Raw genomic sequence first — 15,670 nt, forward strand, 5'->3', positions numbered from 1 at the left:
ATGGAGAACGCAGGAGATGGGTCCCCGCGTTCGCGGGGATGACGGGATTGAGTCAGTCCGCCCGTGCTGCCTTCTCGTCGATTCCCGACACCCCCTCGCGACGCTCCAGCTCCGCGCGGACATCGTCGAGCGTCAGGTCCATGTCGGCGAGCAGGACGAGCAGGTGAAAGATCAGATCCGCTGCCTCGCCGGTCAGGCCCGCGCGGTCGTCCTGGACCGCGGCGATCGCAGCTTCGACCGCTTCCTCGCCCAGCTTCTGCGCGATCTTGGCGCGGCCCCGGTGGGTGAGCTTCGCGACATATGAGGTCGCCGGATCGCCCGTCCGGCGCTCACGGATCACGGTTTCGAGCGTGGCGAGAATATCGTCGGCCATGCCCGCGCAGTCGGTCAGCGCGGCGCCGGTGTCAATCCTGCGCGCCGCCATCGCGGCGGGCGCGGGCGCGACGGCGCATCGCCCGCTGCGCCAGCCACAGGCCGCCCGCCGCCATCGCCGCGAGCGCCAAGTCCGACAGTTCGGGCATCGTTCGGCGACTGATCTCGCCGCTATGCGCGGCCAGCGCCGGGGTCGCGGTGAGCAGAAGCAGGGGCAGGGTGCGGATCATGCGCCCTGCATAGCCGCGCACCCCTGCCAAAAGGTTGAGGCGCTTCAGCGCGCCCTCAATCCTCGCGCTTGCGGCGGCGGCGCATGATCGCGGCGCCGGCGATGCCGAGCGCGAACAGGCCGATCGCCGCGGGCTCGGGGATCGAGGTGGGGCTGCCGCCCGACGATCCGGTGCCGCCGCCCGAGGACGAGCCCGGCGGGGTCGAGCTGCTGGGGGGCTGATTATAGGCGAGCGCAGGGGCGGCAGCGAGGGCGGCAGCGAGTGCAGCGAAGCGAAGGCTGGTACGAATCATGGGGTTCTCCCTTTCCCGGTCGATGGAAAGGGGTCGCAAGAACCCTGCCATATATCGCTGGCGCGCGGTGCAAGGGCGAGGCAAAGGTTAACGCCGCGCCACCGCAATCGGTAACTGTCAAATTAACCGACGGTGCGAACCGGGATACCCGCGGCCGCCAGCGCGGCATGCGCATCGGCGATGGTCGCCTGCCCGAAATGGAAGATCGACGCGGCGAGGACCGCGCTGGCGTGGCCGTCGCGAATGCCCGCGACCAGATCGTCGAGTCCGCCGACCCCGCCCGATGCGACCACCGGCACGCTCACGCGGTCGGCGATGGTACGGATAAGGTCGAGATCGTAGCCGTCGCGCGTGCCGTCGCGGTCCATCGAGGTGACGAGCAGCTCGCCCGCGCCGAGCCGCGCGAGGTTGAGCGCATGCGCGACCGCGTCGATTCCGGTCGGCTTGCGCCCGCCATGGGTGAAGACTTCCCAGCGGCCTGGCTCCACCTGCCGCGCATCGACCGAGGCGACGACGCACTGGCTGCCCATCTTTTCGGCGATGTCGGAGACCAGTTCGGGCCGCGCGACCGCGGCGCTGTTGACCGCGACCTTGTCCGCCCCGGCGAGCAGCAGCGCGCGCGCGTCGTCAACGCTGCGCACCCCGCCGCCGACGGTGAGCGGCATGAAGCACACTTCGGCGGTGCGGCGGACGACGTCGAGGATCGTCCCGCGCGCTTCATGGCTGGCAGTGATGTCGAGGAAACACAGCTCGTCGGCCCCGGCGGCGTCATAGGCGCGCGCCTGTTCGACCGGATCGCCGGCATCCTTGAGGTCGACGAAGTTGACGCCCTTGACCACGCGTCCATCGGCGACGTCGAGGCAGGGGATGACGCGCGCGCGGACGGTCATAATTCCTCCCCCAGCTTGCTGGGGGAGGGGGACCGCCGCGAAGCGGTGGTGGAGGGGCGGCTGCGCAGACAGCCGTAAGCAGCTCGGCAAAATTCCGCCCTCTGCGGGGCGGCCCCTCCACCGCCTGCGGCGGTCCCCCTCCCCCGTTGGGGGAGGAATTGCAGAGCCACCCTCACCGTGCCACCCGCAACGCTTCGGCGAGATCCAGCCGCCCGTCATAAAGCGCCCGCCCGGTAATCACGCCCTCGATCCCCGGCTGGCCGGCGAGCGCGTGGATATCCGCGATACCCGCCACGCCGCCGCTGGCGATCACGGGAATCGATACCTCGGCCGCCAGCGTCACCGTCGCCTCGAGATTGCACCCCTTGAGCAGACCGTCGCGCCCGACATCGGTGAACAGCAGGGCAGCGACGCCGGCATCTTCGAAGCGGTGGCCCAGTTCGGCGACCGATACGGTCGACACGTCCGCCCAGCCCTTGGTCGCGACGAAGCCGTCGCGCGCATCGACCGCGACGACGACGCGTTCGGGGTGCGCCGCCGCGGTCTCGCGCACGAAATCGGGGTCTTCCAGCGCGGCGGTGCCGATCACGACGCGGTCGACGCCGAGCTCGATCCAGCGCTCGACCGTGGCGCGGTTGCGGATGCCGCCGCCCAACTGCACCTTGCCCGGAAAGCGGTCGACGATCGCCGCCACCGCTACGCCGTTGATCGATTCGCCCGCGAATGCGCCGTCGAGATCGACGACGTGCAGCCAGTCAGCCCCTGCCTGTGCGAACAGCCGCGCCTGCGCCGCGGGATCGTCGCCATAGATGGTGGCGCGCGTCATATCCCCTTCGGCGAGGCGGACGACCTGGCCGGCCTTGAGGTCGATGGCGGGAAATACGATCATCGGTCGGACTTTCAGGGACGCCAGGACAGGAAACGCTCGACCAGCGCAATGCCGTAGCGCTGGCTCTTTTCGGGGTGGAACTGCACGCCCAGAATATTGTCGCGGCCGATCGCCGCGGTCACCGGGCCGCCATGCTCGGTGATCGCCAGCACGCCGCTGCCGGTATAGGCGAAGCTGTGCAGGAAATAGGCCTCGCCCGGCGCGATCAGCGGATGGGCGGCGAGCGGGGTGACGTCGTTCCACCCCATATGCGGCACATGTACCTGCGTCGCCGGCAGCTCGCGCACCACGCCCTCCATCCAGCCGAGCCCGGCATGGCTGCCATGTTCCTCGCCCCGCGTCGCCAGCAGCTGCATCCCGACGCACACGCCGAGGAACGGCGCGCCCTCATCCAGCACGCGGCGTTCCAGCGCCTCGACCATGCCGGAGATGCCGCGCAGCCCCGCCGCGCACGCGCCGAACGCGCCGACGCCGGGCAGGACGATGCGGTCGGCCTTGGCGACGATGTCGGGATCGGCGGTGACGGCGATGTCGGACGCGCCCGCCGCCTTGAGCGCATTATGGACCGAATGAAGGTTGCCTGCGCCGTAATCGATCAGCGCGACGCTCATGACAGCATGGGCGCGAGCGGATCGGCGGCGAAGCTTGCGGCCATTTCGGTCACGGTGGCGGTCGCAACGCCGGAGGTGATGAAGGGATCGGTCGCGGCGAACGCCTCGACCTCGGCGCGACGCCCGCGGCACAGCACGATCCCGCCGGTCCGCGGTACCTGCCGCCCGGCCAGCAGCAACAGCCCTTCTTCGAATCCGGCCTCGAGCCAGGCGACATGCGCCGCCAGCTGCGCGTCGATCTCCTCGATCGGCGCGACATAGGTGATCGTGATGACGCAGACCGGTGCCGCATCCAGCCGCGCCATTACAACGTCCCCTTGGTGCTCGGGATCGCATCCGCCTTGCGCGGGTCGATCTCCACCGCCTCGCGGAGCGCGCGGGCGAGGCCCTTGAACGCGGCTTCGGCGATATGGTGGTTGTTGCTGCCATACAGCGTCTCGACATGCAGCGTCAGGCCCGCAGTCTGGGCGAAGCTGTGGAACCAGTGTTCGAACATCTCGGTATCCATCTCGCCCAGCCGCTTCTGGCTGAATTCGGTCTTCCACACGAGATAGGGGCGCCCCGAAATGTCGAGCGCGACGCGGGTCAGCGTCTCGTCCATCGGGCTCAGCGCATCGGCGTAGCGGCGGATGCCGCGCTTGTCGCCCAGCGCCTTCGCCACCGCCTCGCCGATCGCCAGGCCGGTGTCCTCGACCGTGTGGTGCTGGTCGATATGCAGGTCGCCGACCGTCTTCACGTCGAGGTCGATCAGCGAATGGCGCGACAGCTGTTCGAGCATGTGGTCGAAAAAGCCGATCCCGGTGGAGATCGCATAGCTGCCGGTGCCGTCGAGGTTGACAGTCACGTCGACCGAGGTCTCGCTCGTCTTGCGGCTGATCGTCGCGGTGCGCATGGGCAGGCTCCATAGCGGCTGTGCGGGCAGGCGCAATCGTCGCAACGCTTGGGCGGGCCCGCAACAAATCTTGACCACCCCGCTGGCGGCGCTAGGTCAGGGGATATGACCGGCAATGTACCCGACAGTTTGATTCCCTATGACGAGATCGTGCAGGAGGCGCTGCGCGCGGTCGTCGGCCGGGTGCTGGACCAGATTGCCGCGACCGGCGCGCTGCCCGGCGCGCATCATTTCTACATCACGTTCAAGACGCGCGCGCCCGGCGTGGACATTCCCGACCGGTTGATCGAGCGCTTCCCGGACGAGATGACGATCGTCCTTCAGCACCGTTTCTGGGACCTTAAGGTCGACGACAACCGCTTCTCGGTCGGCCTCAGCTTCAACCAGATCCCGTCGATGCTGGTCATCCCCTTCGCCGCGATCACCGGCTTCCACGACCCCGCGGTCAATTTCGAGCTGCGCTTCCAGGCGGCCGAGGATCCCGACGGCCCCGAGCCGCATGACGAAGCGGAAAACGACGAACCTCCCGTCGCCGCCCCGGTCGAGGATGGGTCGAACGTCGTCGCGGTGGACTTCAAGCGCAAGAAATAGGGGTTGCGTTCGCGCGGCGGCATCCCAGCTTTGGCAGGGATGATGGAGGCTGCATGACCAATACCCGCACCGAAACCGACTCGATCGGCGCGATCGAAGTCCCCGGGACCGCCTATTGGGGGGCGCAGACCCAGCGCAGCATCGAGAATTTTCCGTTCGGCGCGACCGAGCGCATGCCGATCGGGATCGTGCGGGCACAGGCGATCGTCAAGCAGGCGGCGGCGCGGGTGAACCGGCGCCACGGGCTCGACGGCGGACTCGCCGACACGATCGAGGCGGCGGCGGCGGAAATCGCGGCGGGCAAGCTCGACGACCAGTTTCCGTTGGTCATCTGGCAGACCGGCAGCGGCACCCAGACCAACATGAACGTCAACGAGGTGGTCGCGGGACGCGCCAACGAGATGCTGGCGGGAACGCGCGGGGGCAAGTCGCCGGTCCATCCCAACGATCACGTCAACATGAGCCAGTCGTCGAACGACAGCTTTCCCACCGCCCTCCACGTCGCGGCGGTGCTGGCGACGCGCGATGCGCTGATCCCGGCGGTCGACCGGCTGACCGGCGCGCTGATCGCGAAGGCGGAGGCGTGGGGGCATATCGTCAAGATCGGCCGCACGCATACGCAGGACGCGACCCCGCTGACGCTCGGCCAGGAATTTTCGGGCTATGCCGCGCAACTGGTCAGCTGCAAGTCGCGGATCGAAGGCGCCCTCAACGGCAATCTGCGCAAGCTCGCCATCGGCGGCACCGCGGTCGGCACCGGCCTAAATGCGCCAGAAGGGTGGGCGGACGATATGGCGAGCGCCATTTCCGACATCACCGGCACCGCGTTCGAACCCGCGCCCAATACGTTCGAACAGCTCGCCGCCAAGGACGGCCTCGTCTTCTTTTCCGGCGCGCTCAGCACGCTGGCGGTGGCGCTCAACAAGATCGCCAACGACATCCGCTTCCTCGGCTCCGGGCCGCGCTCGGGCCTGGGGGAACTCTCGCTTCCCGCCAACGAGCCGGGCAGCTCGATCATGCCGGGCAAGGTCAATCCCACCCAGTGCGAATCGCTGACGATGGTCGCCGCACAGGTGATCGGCAATCATCAGGCGGTCACCATCGGGGGCATGCAGGGGCATTTCGAGCTCAACGTGTTCATGCCGCTGATCGGCGCCAACGTGCTGCGCTCGATCCAACTGCTCAGCGTCGGGATGGAGAGCTTCGCCGAACGCTGCGTCGACGGGATGGAGGCGAACGAGGACCGCATCGCCGAGCTGGTCGACCGCTCGCTGATGCTCGTCACCGCGCTTGCGCCCGAGATCGGTTACGACAACGCCGCTAAGATCGCCAAGACCGCGCATGCGGAGGGGACGACACTGCGCGAGGCGGGACTCGCGCTCGGACTCGTCGATGCCGACACCTTCGATCGCCTCGTCCGCCCGGAAAAGATGGTGTGATCGCGCGCGGCGACGGAACCCGTCGAGCGTTCGCGCTTTTCCACCTCGAAGCGGAGGTTGGTTAATGGACGCATCGGTTATCGGCGCGCTGCTCGGCGGCATTGCAGCGGCATTCGCGGGCGCAGCTTTCTGGACGGGGCTGCGCGGCATCGGCGAAGTCTTCGATTTCGCCACCGGCAACAAGGAATTCGGACGATGATCGGCGAACTCGTGGCAGGCTATATCGGCCAGAAGATCGATGAGAGCGATGGCGAGGGCGGCACGCTCGGCGCGATCGCCGGTGTCGCGACGTGGAAGGTGGCCAAGACCGTCGTCCCCGCCGCGATCGTCATCGGCACCTTCGCTCTGGGCGCGCGCTATCTCTCGCGCCGCTGGAAGGCGCGCGCGGCATGATCCGTACCCTCTTCGCCGCTCTGCTCGGCCGCGCCATCGACCGGCGCGACGGGCGTGGCGGGATGAAGGGGGCGATCATCGGCGCGATGGGTCAGCGCGCGCTGACCCGCATGGGACCGTTCGGATGGGTGATCGGCGGAGCGATCCTGCTATGGTCGCTGCTGACCGGTCGCCGTCGCCGCTATTGAGTTCGCCTTCCGGGGGAGCGGGCTGGTGCCGCAACCGATCCGCCCGCGCCGGGTCGGAAAAAAGCCCCCGCGCTTGACGTGACGCCTGCCTCCGCGCCAATGGCGCGCATGGCGCATCGCGATTCCAAATTCGAATTCGACCGCAGGGGCGTGCTGTTCGTCCTGTCCTCCCCTTCCGGCGCGGGCAAGTCCACCATCGCGCGCAAGCTGCTCGAGCGTGAGCCGGGCATGGGCGTATCGGTCTCGGCGACCACGCGCCCGATGCGCGAGGGCGAAGAAGACGGCCGCGAATATCATTTCGTGACGACCGAGAAATTCAAGGAACTGGCTGCGCGCCACGAATTTCTCGAATGGGCGCACGTCTTCAACTATCGCTACGGCACCCCGCGCGAGCCGGTGAAGAAGATGCTCGCCGCCGGACAGGACGTGCTGTTCGACGTCGACTGGCAGGGCGCGCAGCAGCTGTTCCAGCTCGAGGGCGGGGACGTCGTGCGCGTGTTCATCGTCCCGCCGTCGCTGACCGAACTCGAAAAGCGCCTGCGTGCGCGCGCGACCGACAGCGAGGACGTGATCCAGTATCGCATGAAGCGCGCGGAGCGCGAGCTGTCGCACTGGGACGGCTATGATTATGTCGTGGTCAACGACGACCTCGATGCCTGTTTCGAGAAGGTGCATACGATCCTGAAGGCGGAGCGCGAAAAGCGGTCGCGCAAGCCCGGCCTGATCGGCTTCGTGCGCGAGCGGCAGGAAGAGGCGATCGAGATGGGTCTCGCCACCCGTTGATCTTCAGGGGCAATTTGCCCTTCGCCTCCGTTCGCGCAACGCGCTATCCTCCCGGCGAGTAACGGGAGAGCTGAGATGACGAGAATTTTGCTGGGCGGCCTGCTGGGCGGGGTCGCGATGTGGATCGTCGGATTCATCTTCTGGGGAACGCCGCTGTCGATGCTGGCAACCAGCAATGCGGGCGACAGCGCCAGCGTCGCGATCCAGTCGGTGCTGGCGCAGCATCTGGGACCCAACGGCACCGGCGCCTATCCGATCCCCTGGCCGGGCACGCCGCTCGGTACCCAGGCCTATGGCGAAGGGCCGATCGCGCTCGTGCTGTTCAACACCAATGGCTATGCGCTGCCCGATACCGGGTCGCTGGTCGGTGGCCTGATCCTCAGCGTCGTCTGCGCGCTGGTGCTGGCGTTCGCGCTCGCCCGCGTGACAGGGGGCATGCGCTTCGCGCAGCGGCTGACTGCTGTCGGCCTCTTCGCGGTGGCGATCACGGCCTATAGCCAGCTCGGCCAGCCGATCTTCAACCATGCCCCCACGGGCTATTTCGTCTATCTGTGGATCAGCGAGATCGCCGGGTGGCTCGCAGCAGGGGCGGCGATCGCCTGGATGCTGCCCAAGGCACCTGCCGCGCCGGCCGGAGCGCCGCTAGAGTAGCGAGAGGAACCGCACCGCCGCGTCATATTCGGCGCGGCGGGCGTCGCGCGTCTGGCGGGCGAGTTCGTCCTCACCCCAATGCTCGACCTGCCAATCCTCGTCGAGGTTGACCGCCGACCAGACATCGTCCGGATCGGCGGCGCGGTCGAGCAGCGCGAGCGCCGCGACCAGCGATCCGGTGATGGTGACCAGCGGCGACAGGCCCGCCAGCTCGAACGGCGACCGCGCCGAGACGGCGTTGGTAAGGCGCTCGATCGCCTCGGGCGACTGCGCGCAATGCATGATGCCGGTGGTGGCCTGCAATTGCGCGCCATGCCGCGCCTTCGCCCAGCCGAGCAGCGGGTCCCAGCTTGCCGCCTGACGCAGTTGCAGTTCCAGCGGATGCTCCGCGCGATAGCAGAGCAGGTCGCTTTCGCCATATTTGGCAAGGCCGGCGGCGAAGCCCTGCGGATCGGGCGCGATCCGGTCGATCGCGGCATTGGCGAGGCCGGTGAGCGGCATCGCGCGCGGATCGAGCGTGTCGCCCACCGCGCGCCATTCCTCCGCCACCGCTTCGGCGAGCGCGGGAGTGGGGAGGGTGACGGGGGCGCGGCCCGGCGTGCGCACCGGCCGCCCGTCGAGGTGGAGATCATGCCCGCCCGGCGCCGGAACCAGCGCGACGTCCTTCCAGAATCGTTTCATGATTTACTCGGTCGGCGGGGTGCGCCAGCGGCGGGCGAGCGAGCGCGGCACCACCGCTATACAATAGAGGCCGGAGATCAGGATCGCCGCACCCAGGATGCGGAGCCACATCGCGTCGGACTTGCCCATGATGACCAGCCCGAACACCGCGCCGGCGACCGCGATCATCTGTGCGAACACCATCGCGAAATAGCGCCCGCGCGCGGGATCCTCGGTCATAACACCTCCAGCAGCGCCGGCAGGTCGCGCGCATGGGTCGTGACGTGATGCGCACCGGCGGCATGCAATTCATGCGCCTCGTGATAGCCCCACGCAACCCCGACCGCATGGGTCCCGGCATTCACCGCCATCGCGATGTCGTAGCTGGTGTCGCCGATCATCACCGTCGCGGCAGGGTCGCCCCCGGCCTCGGCGATCGCGGCGTTCAGCATCGCGGGATGCGGTTTGGACGGGTGGCGGTCGGCGGTCTGGAGCGTGACGAAGCGCTGCGTCAGCCCGTGATGCTCGAGGATCAGTGCCAGCCCGCGATCGGACTTGCCGGTCGCAACGCCGAGCAGCCATCCGGCCGAATCGAGCGCGTCGATCGCCTCGGCCACGCCATCGAACAGCGGTTCGGGGTCGAGCGCGGCATCCATTCGCATGGCGTGGAAGGCACGCTTGTAGGCTTCGGCCATCGCCGCGTGCATCGCGGGGTCCGCCTCGGGCAGCAGCCGGGCGATCGCGGGGACGAGACTGAGGCCGACGATGCGGCGGATGTCCTCGCGCGTCGGCGGGTCGAGCCGGTGCTGGACGAAGCACGCCTCCATCGCGCGGCAGATATTGGCCTGCGAATCGACCAGCGTCCCATCGCAGTCGAACACGGCGAGCCGGATCATGCCCAACCTCCGTTTGCCCTGAGCCTGTCGAAGGGCCGCAGTGCTTCGACAGGCTCAGCACAAACGGTCGTGGGGCAATCTCTCATTTCTTCGCCGGTTTCCGAGCAGGCTTTTTCTTCGCGGTCGTGTCGCGGCGCCCCTGGCGTTCGCCGCGGCGTTCCTTGCGATAGGTCTTGGCGTGCGCCTTCGCCTTGGCCTTTTCCTGCTCCTTGGTGAACGGCACCTTCTCGTCGGGCGGCAGCTTGTCGCCATCCTCGATGTCGAAGCCGAGCTGGACCAGCGTCTCGGCGAAGTGCGTCGGCAGGTCGGCGGTCACGTCCAGCTTGCCGCCATCGGGATGGTCGATGCGGATGCGGCGCGAATGCAGGTGCATCTTGCGGCTGATGCTGCCCGACAGGAACGCTTCCACCATGCCGTATTTGCCGTCGCCGACGATCGGATGGCCGATCGCCGCCATGTGCACGCGCAGCTGGTGCGTGCGTCCGGTATGCGGCTGCAGCTCGACCCAGGCGGCGCGGTTGCCGGCACGGTCGATCACGCGATAGCGGGTGCGCGCGGGCTGGCCCTCCTTCTCGTCGACCTGCATCTTCTCGCCGCCGGTACCCGGCTGCTTGCCCAGCGGCAGGTCGATGAACCCGTCCTCGATGCTCGGCACGCCGACGATGATCGCCCAATAGGTCTTGCGCGCGGTCCGGCCCGAAAAGCTCTTCGAGAAATAGGCGGCGGCACGCGCCGTCCGCGCCAGCACCAGCGCGCCCGACGTATCCTTGTCGAGCCGGTGGACCAGCTTGGGCCGCGTATCGAGATCGAAGTAAAGCCCGTCGAGCAGCTGGTCGACATGGTCGTGCGTCTTGGTCCCGCCCTGCGTCGCGAGGCCCGGTGGCTTGTTGAGCACCATCGCCTGCGCGTCGCGATGGATCACCATCGATTCGGCGAACTCGATCTGCTCGGGCGAAAGCTGGACGCGCGCCTTCTTGGGCTTTGCAGTGGCGGGCTGCACCGCCTCGGCCGGCGGCACGCGGATCACCTGGCCCGCCTGGATGCGGTCGCCCGGAGTCGCTCGCGCGCCGTCGACGCGCAGCTGCCCCGTCCGCGCCCAGCGCGAGACGATGTTGAAGCTGGTGTCGGGCAGATGCCGCTTGAACCAGCGATCGAGCCGGATGCCGTCATCGTCGAGCGCGACGGTGAACTGGCGGACATTCGCCTCGACGCTCATGCGACCACCATCCGGCTGACCTGCAGCCCCGCGAACAGCGCCGCGATCGAGAAGATCACCGACGCGGCGATATAGATGAGCGCCGGCAGATACTGGTTGCGCTGGAGCATCAGCACGGTTTCGAGCGAGAAGGCCGAGAAGGTGGTGAAGCCGCCGAGCACCCCGACGCCGAGCAGATAGCGCAACGCATGGTCGCCGCCCGCCCGCGCCGCGAGCCAGCCGACGAGCAGGCCCATCGCGAACCCGCCCAGGATGTTGACGGTCAGCGTGCCGAGCGGAAGCCCCGGCCCGAACAGCGCAAAGGTCGCGCGACCGACCAGATGCCGCGCGCCGGCGCCGATCGCGCCGCCCAGCATGACGAGAAAAAGGTGGAACATCGCCCGCCGTTAGCGCGGAAACGCCACGCGGTCGATGCCTGCGCTAGTTCCGCGGCGGGACCGTCCAGAAATAGATCGTCCGCCCGTTGATCGTCTGCTGCTTCTCCGGCGCCCAGTCGCCCATGCGAAAGGCATGGCTGACGATCCGCGTCCCGGGCTTGAGCTCGGCGAGCAGCTTGGGCCGCAATTTCTCGTTCAGCGTGTCGAGCAGGTAGAGCGTCACCACGCTGGCGTCGCTGAAGTCGCTGGTGAACAGGTCCGCCTGCTTGAACGTCACCGCGTCGCTCACGCCCGCCGCCGCGGCATTGGCCCTGGCTTCCCGGATGCGTTGCGGGTCGATATCGATCCCGGTCGCCCTGACCTGCCTGCGCTTCGCCGCCGCGATCGGGATGCGCCCGTCGCCCGAGCCGAGATCGTACAGCACGTCGCCGTCGCGCAACGCCACCATGTCGAGCATCGCCTCCACCACCTCGGGCGGAGTGGGGACGTAGATCACGTCCGGCGTCTGGCCTTGCGTGACGGCGGGCGGAGGCGGCGTCGCCGGCGGCTCGATCGCGCTGCCCGCGACCAATGCGGCGGCGGTGAGGATCATGAGCTTCATTCGAACCGCTCCTCTTCGGGCTTGAGGACCAGCAGCAATGCGGCGCCCGCAGCCAGCACTGCCACCCCCGCCAGCGCCCCCCAGCCGGTATAGGCGAGGCTCGACCATAGCAGATACGCGGTCGTCGCGCAGAAAATTGCCGGGAGCACCGGGTAGAGCGGTACCCGAAACGGCCGGACCGCATCGGGCTCGCGCCGGCGCAGCACGAACAGTGACAAGCCCCCGAGCAGCAGGAACAGCCAGAATACCGGCGCGGTATATTCTACCGCCACGCGAAACCCGTCGCGCGCCAGCCCGCCGAGCGCGACCAGCAGCAGTGCGATCGCCCCCTGCGCCACCAGCGCATTGCCCGGCGTGTCGCGCGCGCCATCCCACCGCCCCAGCCAGCGCAGCGCGCCGAACCGGCGGCCCAGCGCACACGCCGTCCGCCCGCCGGTGATCGCGGTGGCATTGGCGCTGGTCAGCGCCGCCACGGCGATCGCCCCGCTGATCACCGCCGCCCCGCCATCGCCCAGCGCGCGCCGCATCAACTCCGCCGCCACGGCGTCGCTGCCCGCCATCCCGGCCAGGCCAAGCGCGTTCAACAGGGCAAGGTTGACCAGCACGTACAGGATCGTGACCAGCCCCAGCGCCGCGCACAGGATCGCCGCGATCCGGCGCGGCGGGTCCTTCATCTCGGCGGAAACGTATACGGCCTCGCTCCAGCCGCCATAGGAGAGCAGCACGAACACCATCACCAGCCCGAACGCGCCGCCGCCATCGACCGTCGCGGGGGGCGCGGCACCGGCAGGCGCGACCGCCAGTCCGGCGACGATGATCGCGACCAGTCCCAGCACCTCCGCCAGCGTCAGCCAGCGCTGCGCCTGCGTCCCCCACCGCACCCCGAGCCAGTTGATCGCGCTCACCGCCACCACCGCCAGCGCCGCCCAGATCGCCGACCCGGCGGGACCGAGCGGGAGCAGGATCTGGAGATAGTCGCCGACAATGAAGGACAGCAGCGCCAGCGACCCGGTCTGGATTACCGCCAGCCGCGCCCAGGCATAGAGGAACGCGATCCGCTGCCCGAAGGCGCGCCCGATGAAATGATAGTCGCCGCCCATATGCGGCCAGGCCGCCGCCATCTCGGCGTAACAGAGCGCCCCGACGATCGAGAGGACGCCCCCCGCCACCCAGGCGAGGATCATCGCGGTCTCGTCGCTCGACACCCCCGCCACCAGCGCAGGCGTCCGGAAAATCCCCGCGCCGACGACGATCCCGACGGTCAGCGCGAAGATATCGAGCGCGCCGAGCGTGCGGCGCGGCTGCAGCGAATCGGTCGTCACGAGGTCGGCATCCGGCAGTCTCCGGGGAGGTGGCTGTCGATTGCCTGGGCAACGGACGGCTGGGCGCAGCGGTTCCTTATGCGATCAGCTTGACCAGCGCTTCAAGATAGGTGGCAAACGCCTTGCGCCCCGCAGGCGTCATGCGCGCGCGCGTCAGCGGCTTGCGGCCCGAGAAACTCTTCTCGATCGCGATATAGCCCGCCTCTTCCAGCTTGCGCAGATGCACCGACAGATTGCCCTGCGTCGCGTCGAGCAGCGCTTTCAACTCGTTGAAGTCGGCAACCTCGGCATCGGAGAGATAGGCCATGATCCCCAGCCGCATCCGGCCGTGGATCACGTCGTCGATCTTGCCGATGTCGAAATCCTTCATCGCGGTCAGCTATTGGCCGCGCTTCGCATCAGGATCCAGCCGGGCAGGGCCATCAACAGCAGCAGGGCGACGCCGATCAGCAGGATGAACAGCTCCAGCCGTTCGATCGTCAACGCGCCCAGCATGGCGGCGACGAACCACCCGATCGATACCATACCCAGCCACGTGCGGCGGCGGATGGCGAAGGCGACGTACCACACCGCGCCCTGCACCACCGCGACCATCAACGGATGAAACAGGAAGATGCCCATGTCGTGATAGCGCCACGCCAGATAGCCGAAGATCACCGCAGTCGTCATCGCGGCAAGGCCGGAGCTGCCGAACGCCGCGTTCAGCGCGCGCATCGCCATGCCGTGCGGGACCGCACCGCGATTGCGCCGCGACAGCCAGATGATCAGCCCGATGAAGATCACCGACGGCAGGATCCCGGCGGTCAGGTGCACGACAGTCGGTGCCTGCCAGCCGCTGATGTAAAGCCCCCATTGGACCATGCACTGGATGCCATAGCACAGGCCGCCGGCCAGCAGCGCCTGGCCGAGCGATCCCTGTACTGCGCCGCCTTCGGTCACCAGCGCGCGGACGAAGGCAAGGTCGTCGCGCGCGCTCTGGGAGGGATCGGTCATGCGGTCTGCACCTCCATCGTCGCGGGTTGGCGCGTGCGCGGATAGGTCCGCCCGTTGAGCCAGCGGCCCAGAAAGCTGCGCCGCACCAGAAGGTGATAGCTGGCGAACAGGATAAGGGAAGCGCTCACCATCACGATCGCGAATTTGACCAGCGCGGGCGCAGCGAGCGGATAGACCAGTACCTGCAGCGCCATCACCACGGGAAGGTGGATCAGATAGATCCAATAGGACGCGTCGGCGATGTAGCGGACCCAGCGGCGCTCGGCATCGAGGAAGCGGAGCGCCGCGCCCAGCAGCCCGAGCGTCCAGCACCAGCTCGCGATCATGTAGGCGGCCGCGAGCAACACGGGGGTGGCTGGCCCTGCCGCCGGCGTGAACAGCGGCACCCCGGCGCTATGCAGCAACAGCCCGCCGGTGAGCACCACCGCGCCGATCAGGTGCAGTGGCCAGCGCGCCGCGATCCGGCTCAGCTGCTCCGGCTGGCGCTGCAGTAGCCAGCCGGCAAGGAAGGCGGTTCCATAGGCCGCGCTCGCCGCCGCATTGGGGATCAGGCCGATATCGGGGGTCGGAATGCCCATCACCGGCATCCATCCCGGCGTCCCGGCCAGCAGCAGAGTTGCCGGCACTGCCAGCAGGACGGCGACCGAACCGCTGCGGATCGCGCCGGCCAGCAACGGGTCGGCGACCTGCGCCGCGACGCGTCCCTCGCGGTCGACCAGTCGTGCGACGCCGCGCAGTGCTAGTACGGCGAGGTAGAACAGCGTCAGCAGATAGAGAAACCATAGATGCGTCAGCGGCAGCGTCGCCAGCGTGGGCGGTGGAGGTGCGGGCTGGTTGGTCGGGAGCGCACCACCGTTCATCACCGCCGCGCCCCACACGAAGGTCGCGATGATCCCCGCGAGCGCCAGCGGCCAGAAGGCAAAGAGCGGCCCGACGATGCGCTCCGCCCGATCCGCGACGAAGCCGCCGGTCCCGCGCCGCTCGATCAGCATGCGCCCGAAAAACCCCGCGATCAGGAAGAACAGGGTCATGCGGAACATGTGCGCGACGATCGTGAAATTGCCGATCAGCGGATCGGCGGCGTCGCGCACCACCCAGAATTGCGGGCCCGGCACAAAGCTCAGGCTGGCATGAAAAGCGACGCCGAGCAGCAACGCGCCGCCACGGACGGCATCGAGCGCGTGTAGCCGGGTCGGCGGCGTACCGGTCTGGGTCATCGAAAGCCTCCTCTGCGAATCAATCACAGCTTCGGGATAACGAAAACCAGTTTACAAAGCAAACTTGTTGAACAGGCCGTAATGTCGATGCCTTTGGCCGTCAGGACGTCGACGGCCTTGCAATGTTGGAGCCGATTTGCTTGCCTTTCGGCATGAACATCCCCCTT

Annotated in this window: 25 protein-coding genes; 7 read left to right on the forward strand and 18 right to left on the reverse strand. The window is 68.2% G+C overall.

Annotated features, from left to right (window positions below):
• Positions 1-52 precede the first annotated feature (52 nt).
• The 8 genes from ABS767_RS09500 to hisB all read right to left on the reverse strand — a co-directional run bounded on the left by ABS767_RS09500 (position 53) and on the right by hisB (position 4,176).
• Positions 53-373, reverse strand: a complete 321-nt coding sequence (locus ABS767_RS09500; RefSeq protein ID WP_408078110.1) for a phosphoribosyl-ATP diphosphatase — start codon at positions 371-373, stop codon at positions 53-55.
• Between the two features lie 31 nt (positions 374-404).
• Positions 405-602 (reverse strand): hypothetical protein, encoded by a 198-nt coding sequence (locus ABS767_RS09505; RefSeq protein WP_408078111.1) that lies wholly within the window; start codon positions 600-602, stop codon positions 405-407.
• A gap of 55 nt (positions 603-657) precedes the next feature.
• A complete protein-coding gene (locus tag ABS767_RS09510; RefSeq protein WP_408078112.1) occupies positions 658-894 on the reverse strand; it encodes a PEP-CTERM sorting domain-containing protein in 237 nt (78 codons plus the stop codon).
• 122 nt (positions 895-1,016) lie between these two features.
• The gene (gene hisF, locus ABS767_RS09515; protein WP_408078113.1) at positions 1,017-1,784 is read right to left on the reverse strand and encodes an imidazole glycerol phosphate synthase subunit HisF; all 768 of its coding nucleotides are present in this window, start codon (positions 1,782-1,784) and stop codon (positions 1,017-1,019) included.
• Positions 1,785-1,956: 172 nt separating this feature from the next.
• The gene (gene hisA / locus ABS767_RS09520) at positions 1,957-2,673 is read right to left on the reverse strand and encodes a 1-(5-phosphoribosyl)-5-[(5-phosphoribosylamino)methylideneamino]imidazole-4-carboxamide isomerase (RefSeq protein WP_408078114.1); all 717 of its coding nucleotides are present in this window, start codon (positions 2,671-2,673) and stop codon (positions 1,957-1,959) included.
• An 11-nt stretch (positions 2,674-2,684) separates the two neighbouring features.
• A complete protein-coding gene (hisH, locus tag ABS767_RS09525) occupies positions 2,685-3,284 on the reverse strand; it encodes an imidazole glycerol phosphate synthase subunit HisH (RefSeq protein ID WP_408078115.1) in 600 nt (199 codons plus the stop codon).
• Entirely contained in the window at positions 3,281-3,589 is a 309-nt protein-coding gene (locus tag ABS767_RS09530; protein WP_408078116.1) for a YciI family protein, read from the reverse strand. The genes hisH and ABS767_RS09530 overlap by 4 nt, the downstream gene beginning before the upstream one ends.
• Positions 3,589-4,176, reverse strand: coding sequence for an imidazoleglycerol-phosphate dehydratase HisB (gene hisB / locus ABS767_RS09535; protein ID WP_408078117.1), 588 nt, complete (start codon positions 4,174-4,176; stop codon positions 3,589-3,591). Before hisB ends, ABS767_RS09530 begins: the two co-directional genes overlap by 1 nt.
• 105 nt (positions 4,177-4,281) lie before the next feature.
• On the opposite strand from hisB, the gene ABS767_RS09540 reads away from it, so the two are divergent.
• From ABS767_RS09540 to ABS767_RS09570, 7 genes are all read left to right on the forward strand, one after another.
• A complete protein-coding gene (locus ABS767_RS09540) occupies positions 4,282-4,767 on the forward strand; it encodes an SspB family protein (protein ID WP_408078118.1) in 486 nt (161 codons plus the stop codon).
• Between the two features lie 53 nt (positions 4,768-4,820).
• Positions 4,821-6,206 (forward strand): class II fumarate hydratase, encoded by a 1,386-nt coding sequence (gene fumC / locus ABS767_RS09545; RefSeq protein WP_408078119.1) that lies wholly within the window; start codon positions 4,821-4,823, stop codon positions 6,204-6,206.
• 64 nt (positions 6,207-6,270) lie between these two features.
• A complete protein-coding gene (locus ABS767_RS09550) occupies positions 6,271-6,405 on the forward strand; it encodes a hypothetical protein (RefSeq protein WP_277872328.1) in 135 nt (44 codons plus the stop codon).
• On the forward strand, positions 6,402-6,599 hold the full coding sequence (locus ABS767_RS09555) for a hypothetical protein (RefSeq protein WP_408078120.1): 198 nt from the start codon (positions 6,402-6,404) through the stop codon (positions 6,597-6,599). Before ABS767_RS09550 ends, ABS767_RS09555 begins: the two co-directional genes overlap by 4 nt.
• A complete protein-coding gene (locus ABS767_RS09560) occupies positions 6,596-6,787 on the forward strand; it encodes a hypothetical protein (protein ID WP_408078121.1) in 192 nt (63 codons plus the stop codon). The genes ABS767_RS09555 and ABS767_RS09560 overlap by 4 nt, the downstream gene beginning before the upstream one ends.
• 108 nt (positions 6,788-6,895) lie before the next feature.
• Positions 6,896-7,570 (forward strand): guanylate kinase, encoded by a 675-nt coding sequence (gmk, locus tag ABS767_RS09565; protein ID WP_408078122.1) that lies wholly within the window; start codon positions 6,896-6,898, stop codon positions 7,568-7,570.
• Between the two features lie 75 nt (positions 7,571-7,645).
• Positions 7,646-8,221, forward strand: a complete 576-nt coding sequence (locus ABS767_RS09570; RefSeq protein WP_408078123.1) for a hypothetical protein — start codon at positions 7,646-7,648, stop codon at positions 8,219-8,221.
• Here the strand turns inward: ABS767_RS09570 and ABS767_RS09575 are convergent.
• The 10 genes from ABS767_RS09575 to ABS767_RS09620 all read right to left on the reverse strand — a co-directional run bounded on the left by ABS767_RS09575 (position 8,213) and on the right by ABS767_RS09620 (position 15,503).
• Positions 8,213-8,902 carry an ATP12 family chaperone protein gene (locus ABS767_RS09575; RefSeq protein ID WP_408078124.1) on the reverse strand — a complete coding sequence of 230 codons (690 nt, stop codon included), beginning with the start codon at positions 8,900-8,902 and terminating at the stop codon, positions 8,213-8,215. The genes ABS767_RS09570 and ABS767_RS09575 overlap by 9 nt on opposite strands.
• A gap of 3 nt (positions 8,903-8,905) precedes the next feature.
• Entirely contained in the window at positions 8,906-9,121 is a 216-nt protein-coding gene (locus tag ABS767_RS09580; protein ID WP_408078125.1) for a hypothetical protein, read from the reverse strand.
• Positions 9,118-9,777: an HAD-IA family hydrolase gene (locus ABS767_RS09585; protein ID WP_408078126.1), complete on the reverse strand. Its 660-nt coding sequence runs from the start codon at positions 9,775-9,777 to the stop codon at positions 9,118-9,120. The genes ABS767_RS09580 and ABS767_RS09585 overlap by 4 nt, the downstream gene beginning before the upstream one ends.
• Before the next feature lie 82 nt (positions 9,778-9,859).
• Positions 9,860-10,993, reverse strand: coding sequence for an RluA family pseudouridine synthase (locus tag ABS767_RS09590; RefSeq protein WP_408078127.1), 1,134 nt, complete (start codon positions 10,991-10,993; stop codon positions 9,860-9,862).
• A complete protein-coding gene (gene crcB / locus ABS767_RS09595) occupies positions 10,990-11,370 on the reverse strand; it encodes a fluoride efflux transporter CrcB (protein ID WP_408078128.1) in 381 nt (126 codons plus the stop codon). The genes ABS767_RS09590 and crcB overlap by 4 nt, the downstream gene beginning before the upstream one ends.
• 43 nt (positions 11,371-11,413) lie before the next feature.
• Complete coding sequence (locus ABS767_RS09600) at positions 11,414-11,971, reverse strand: SAM-dependent methyltransferase (RefSeq protein ID WP_408078129.1); 558 nt, start codon at positions 11,969-11,971, stop codon at positions 11,414-11,416.
• Positions 11,968-13,293, reverse strand: a complete 1,326-nt coding sequence (locus ABS767_RS09605) for an APC family permease (protein ID WP_408078130.1) — start codon at positions 13,291-13,293, stop codon at positions 11,968-11,970. Before ABS767_RS09605 ends, ABS767_RS09600 begins: the two co-directional genes overlap by 4 nt.
• 76 nt (positions 13,294-13,369) lie before the next feature.
• Entirely contained in the window at positions 13,370-13,663 is a 294-nt protein-coding gene (locus ABS767_RS09610; protein ID WP_408078131.1) for a winged helix-turn-helix domain-containing protein, read from the reverse strand.
• A gap of 5 nt (positions 13,664-13,668) precedes the next feature.
• On the reverse strand, positions 13,669-14,286 hold the full coding sequence (locus ABS767_RS09615) for a hypothetical protein (protein ID WP_408078132.1): 618 nt from the start codon (positions 14,284-14,286) through the stop codon (positions 13,669-13,671).
• The gene (locus tag ABS767_RS09620) at positions 14,283-15,503 is read right to left on the reverse strand and encodes an acyltransferase family protein (RefSeq protein WP_408078133.1); all 1,221 of its coding nucleotides are present in this window, start codon (positions 15,501-15,503) and stop codon (positions 14,283-14,285) included. Before ABS767_RS09620 ends, ABS767_RS09615 begins: the two co-directional genes overlap by 4 nt.
• Between the last annotated feature and the right edge of the window lie 167 nt (positions 15,504-15,670).

This window comes from Sphingomonas plantiphila (assembly GCF_046000505.1).
Classification (GTDB): domain Bacteria; phylum Pseudomonadota; class Alphaproteobacteria; order Sphingomonadales; family Sphingomonadaceae; genus Sphingomonas; species Sphingomonas plantiphila.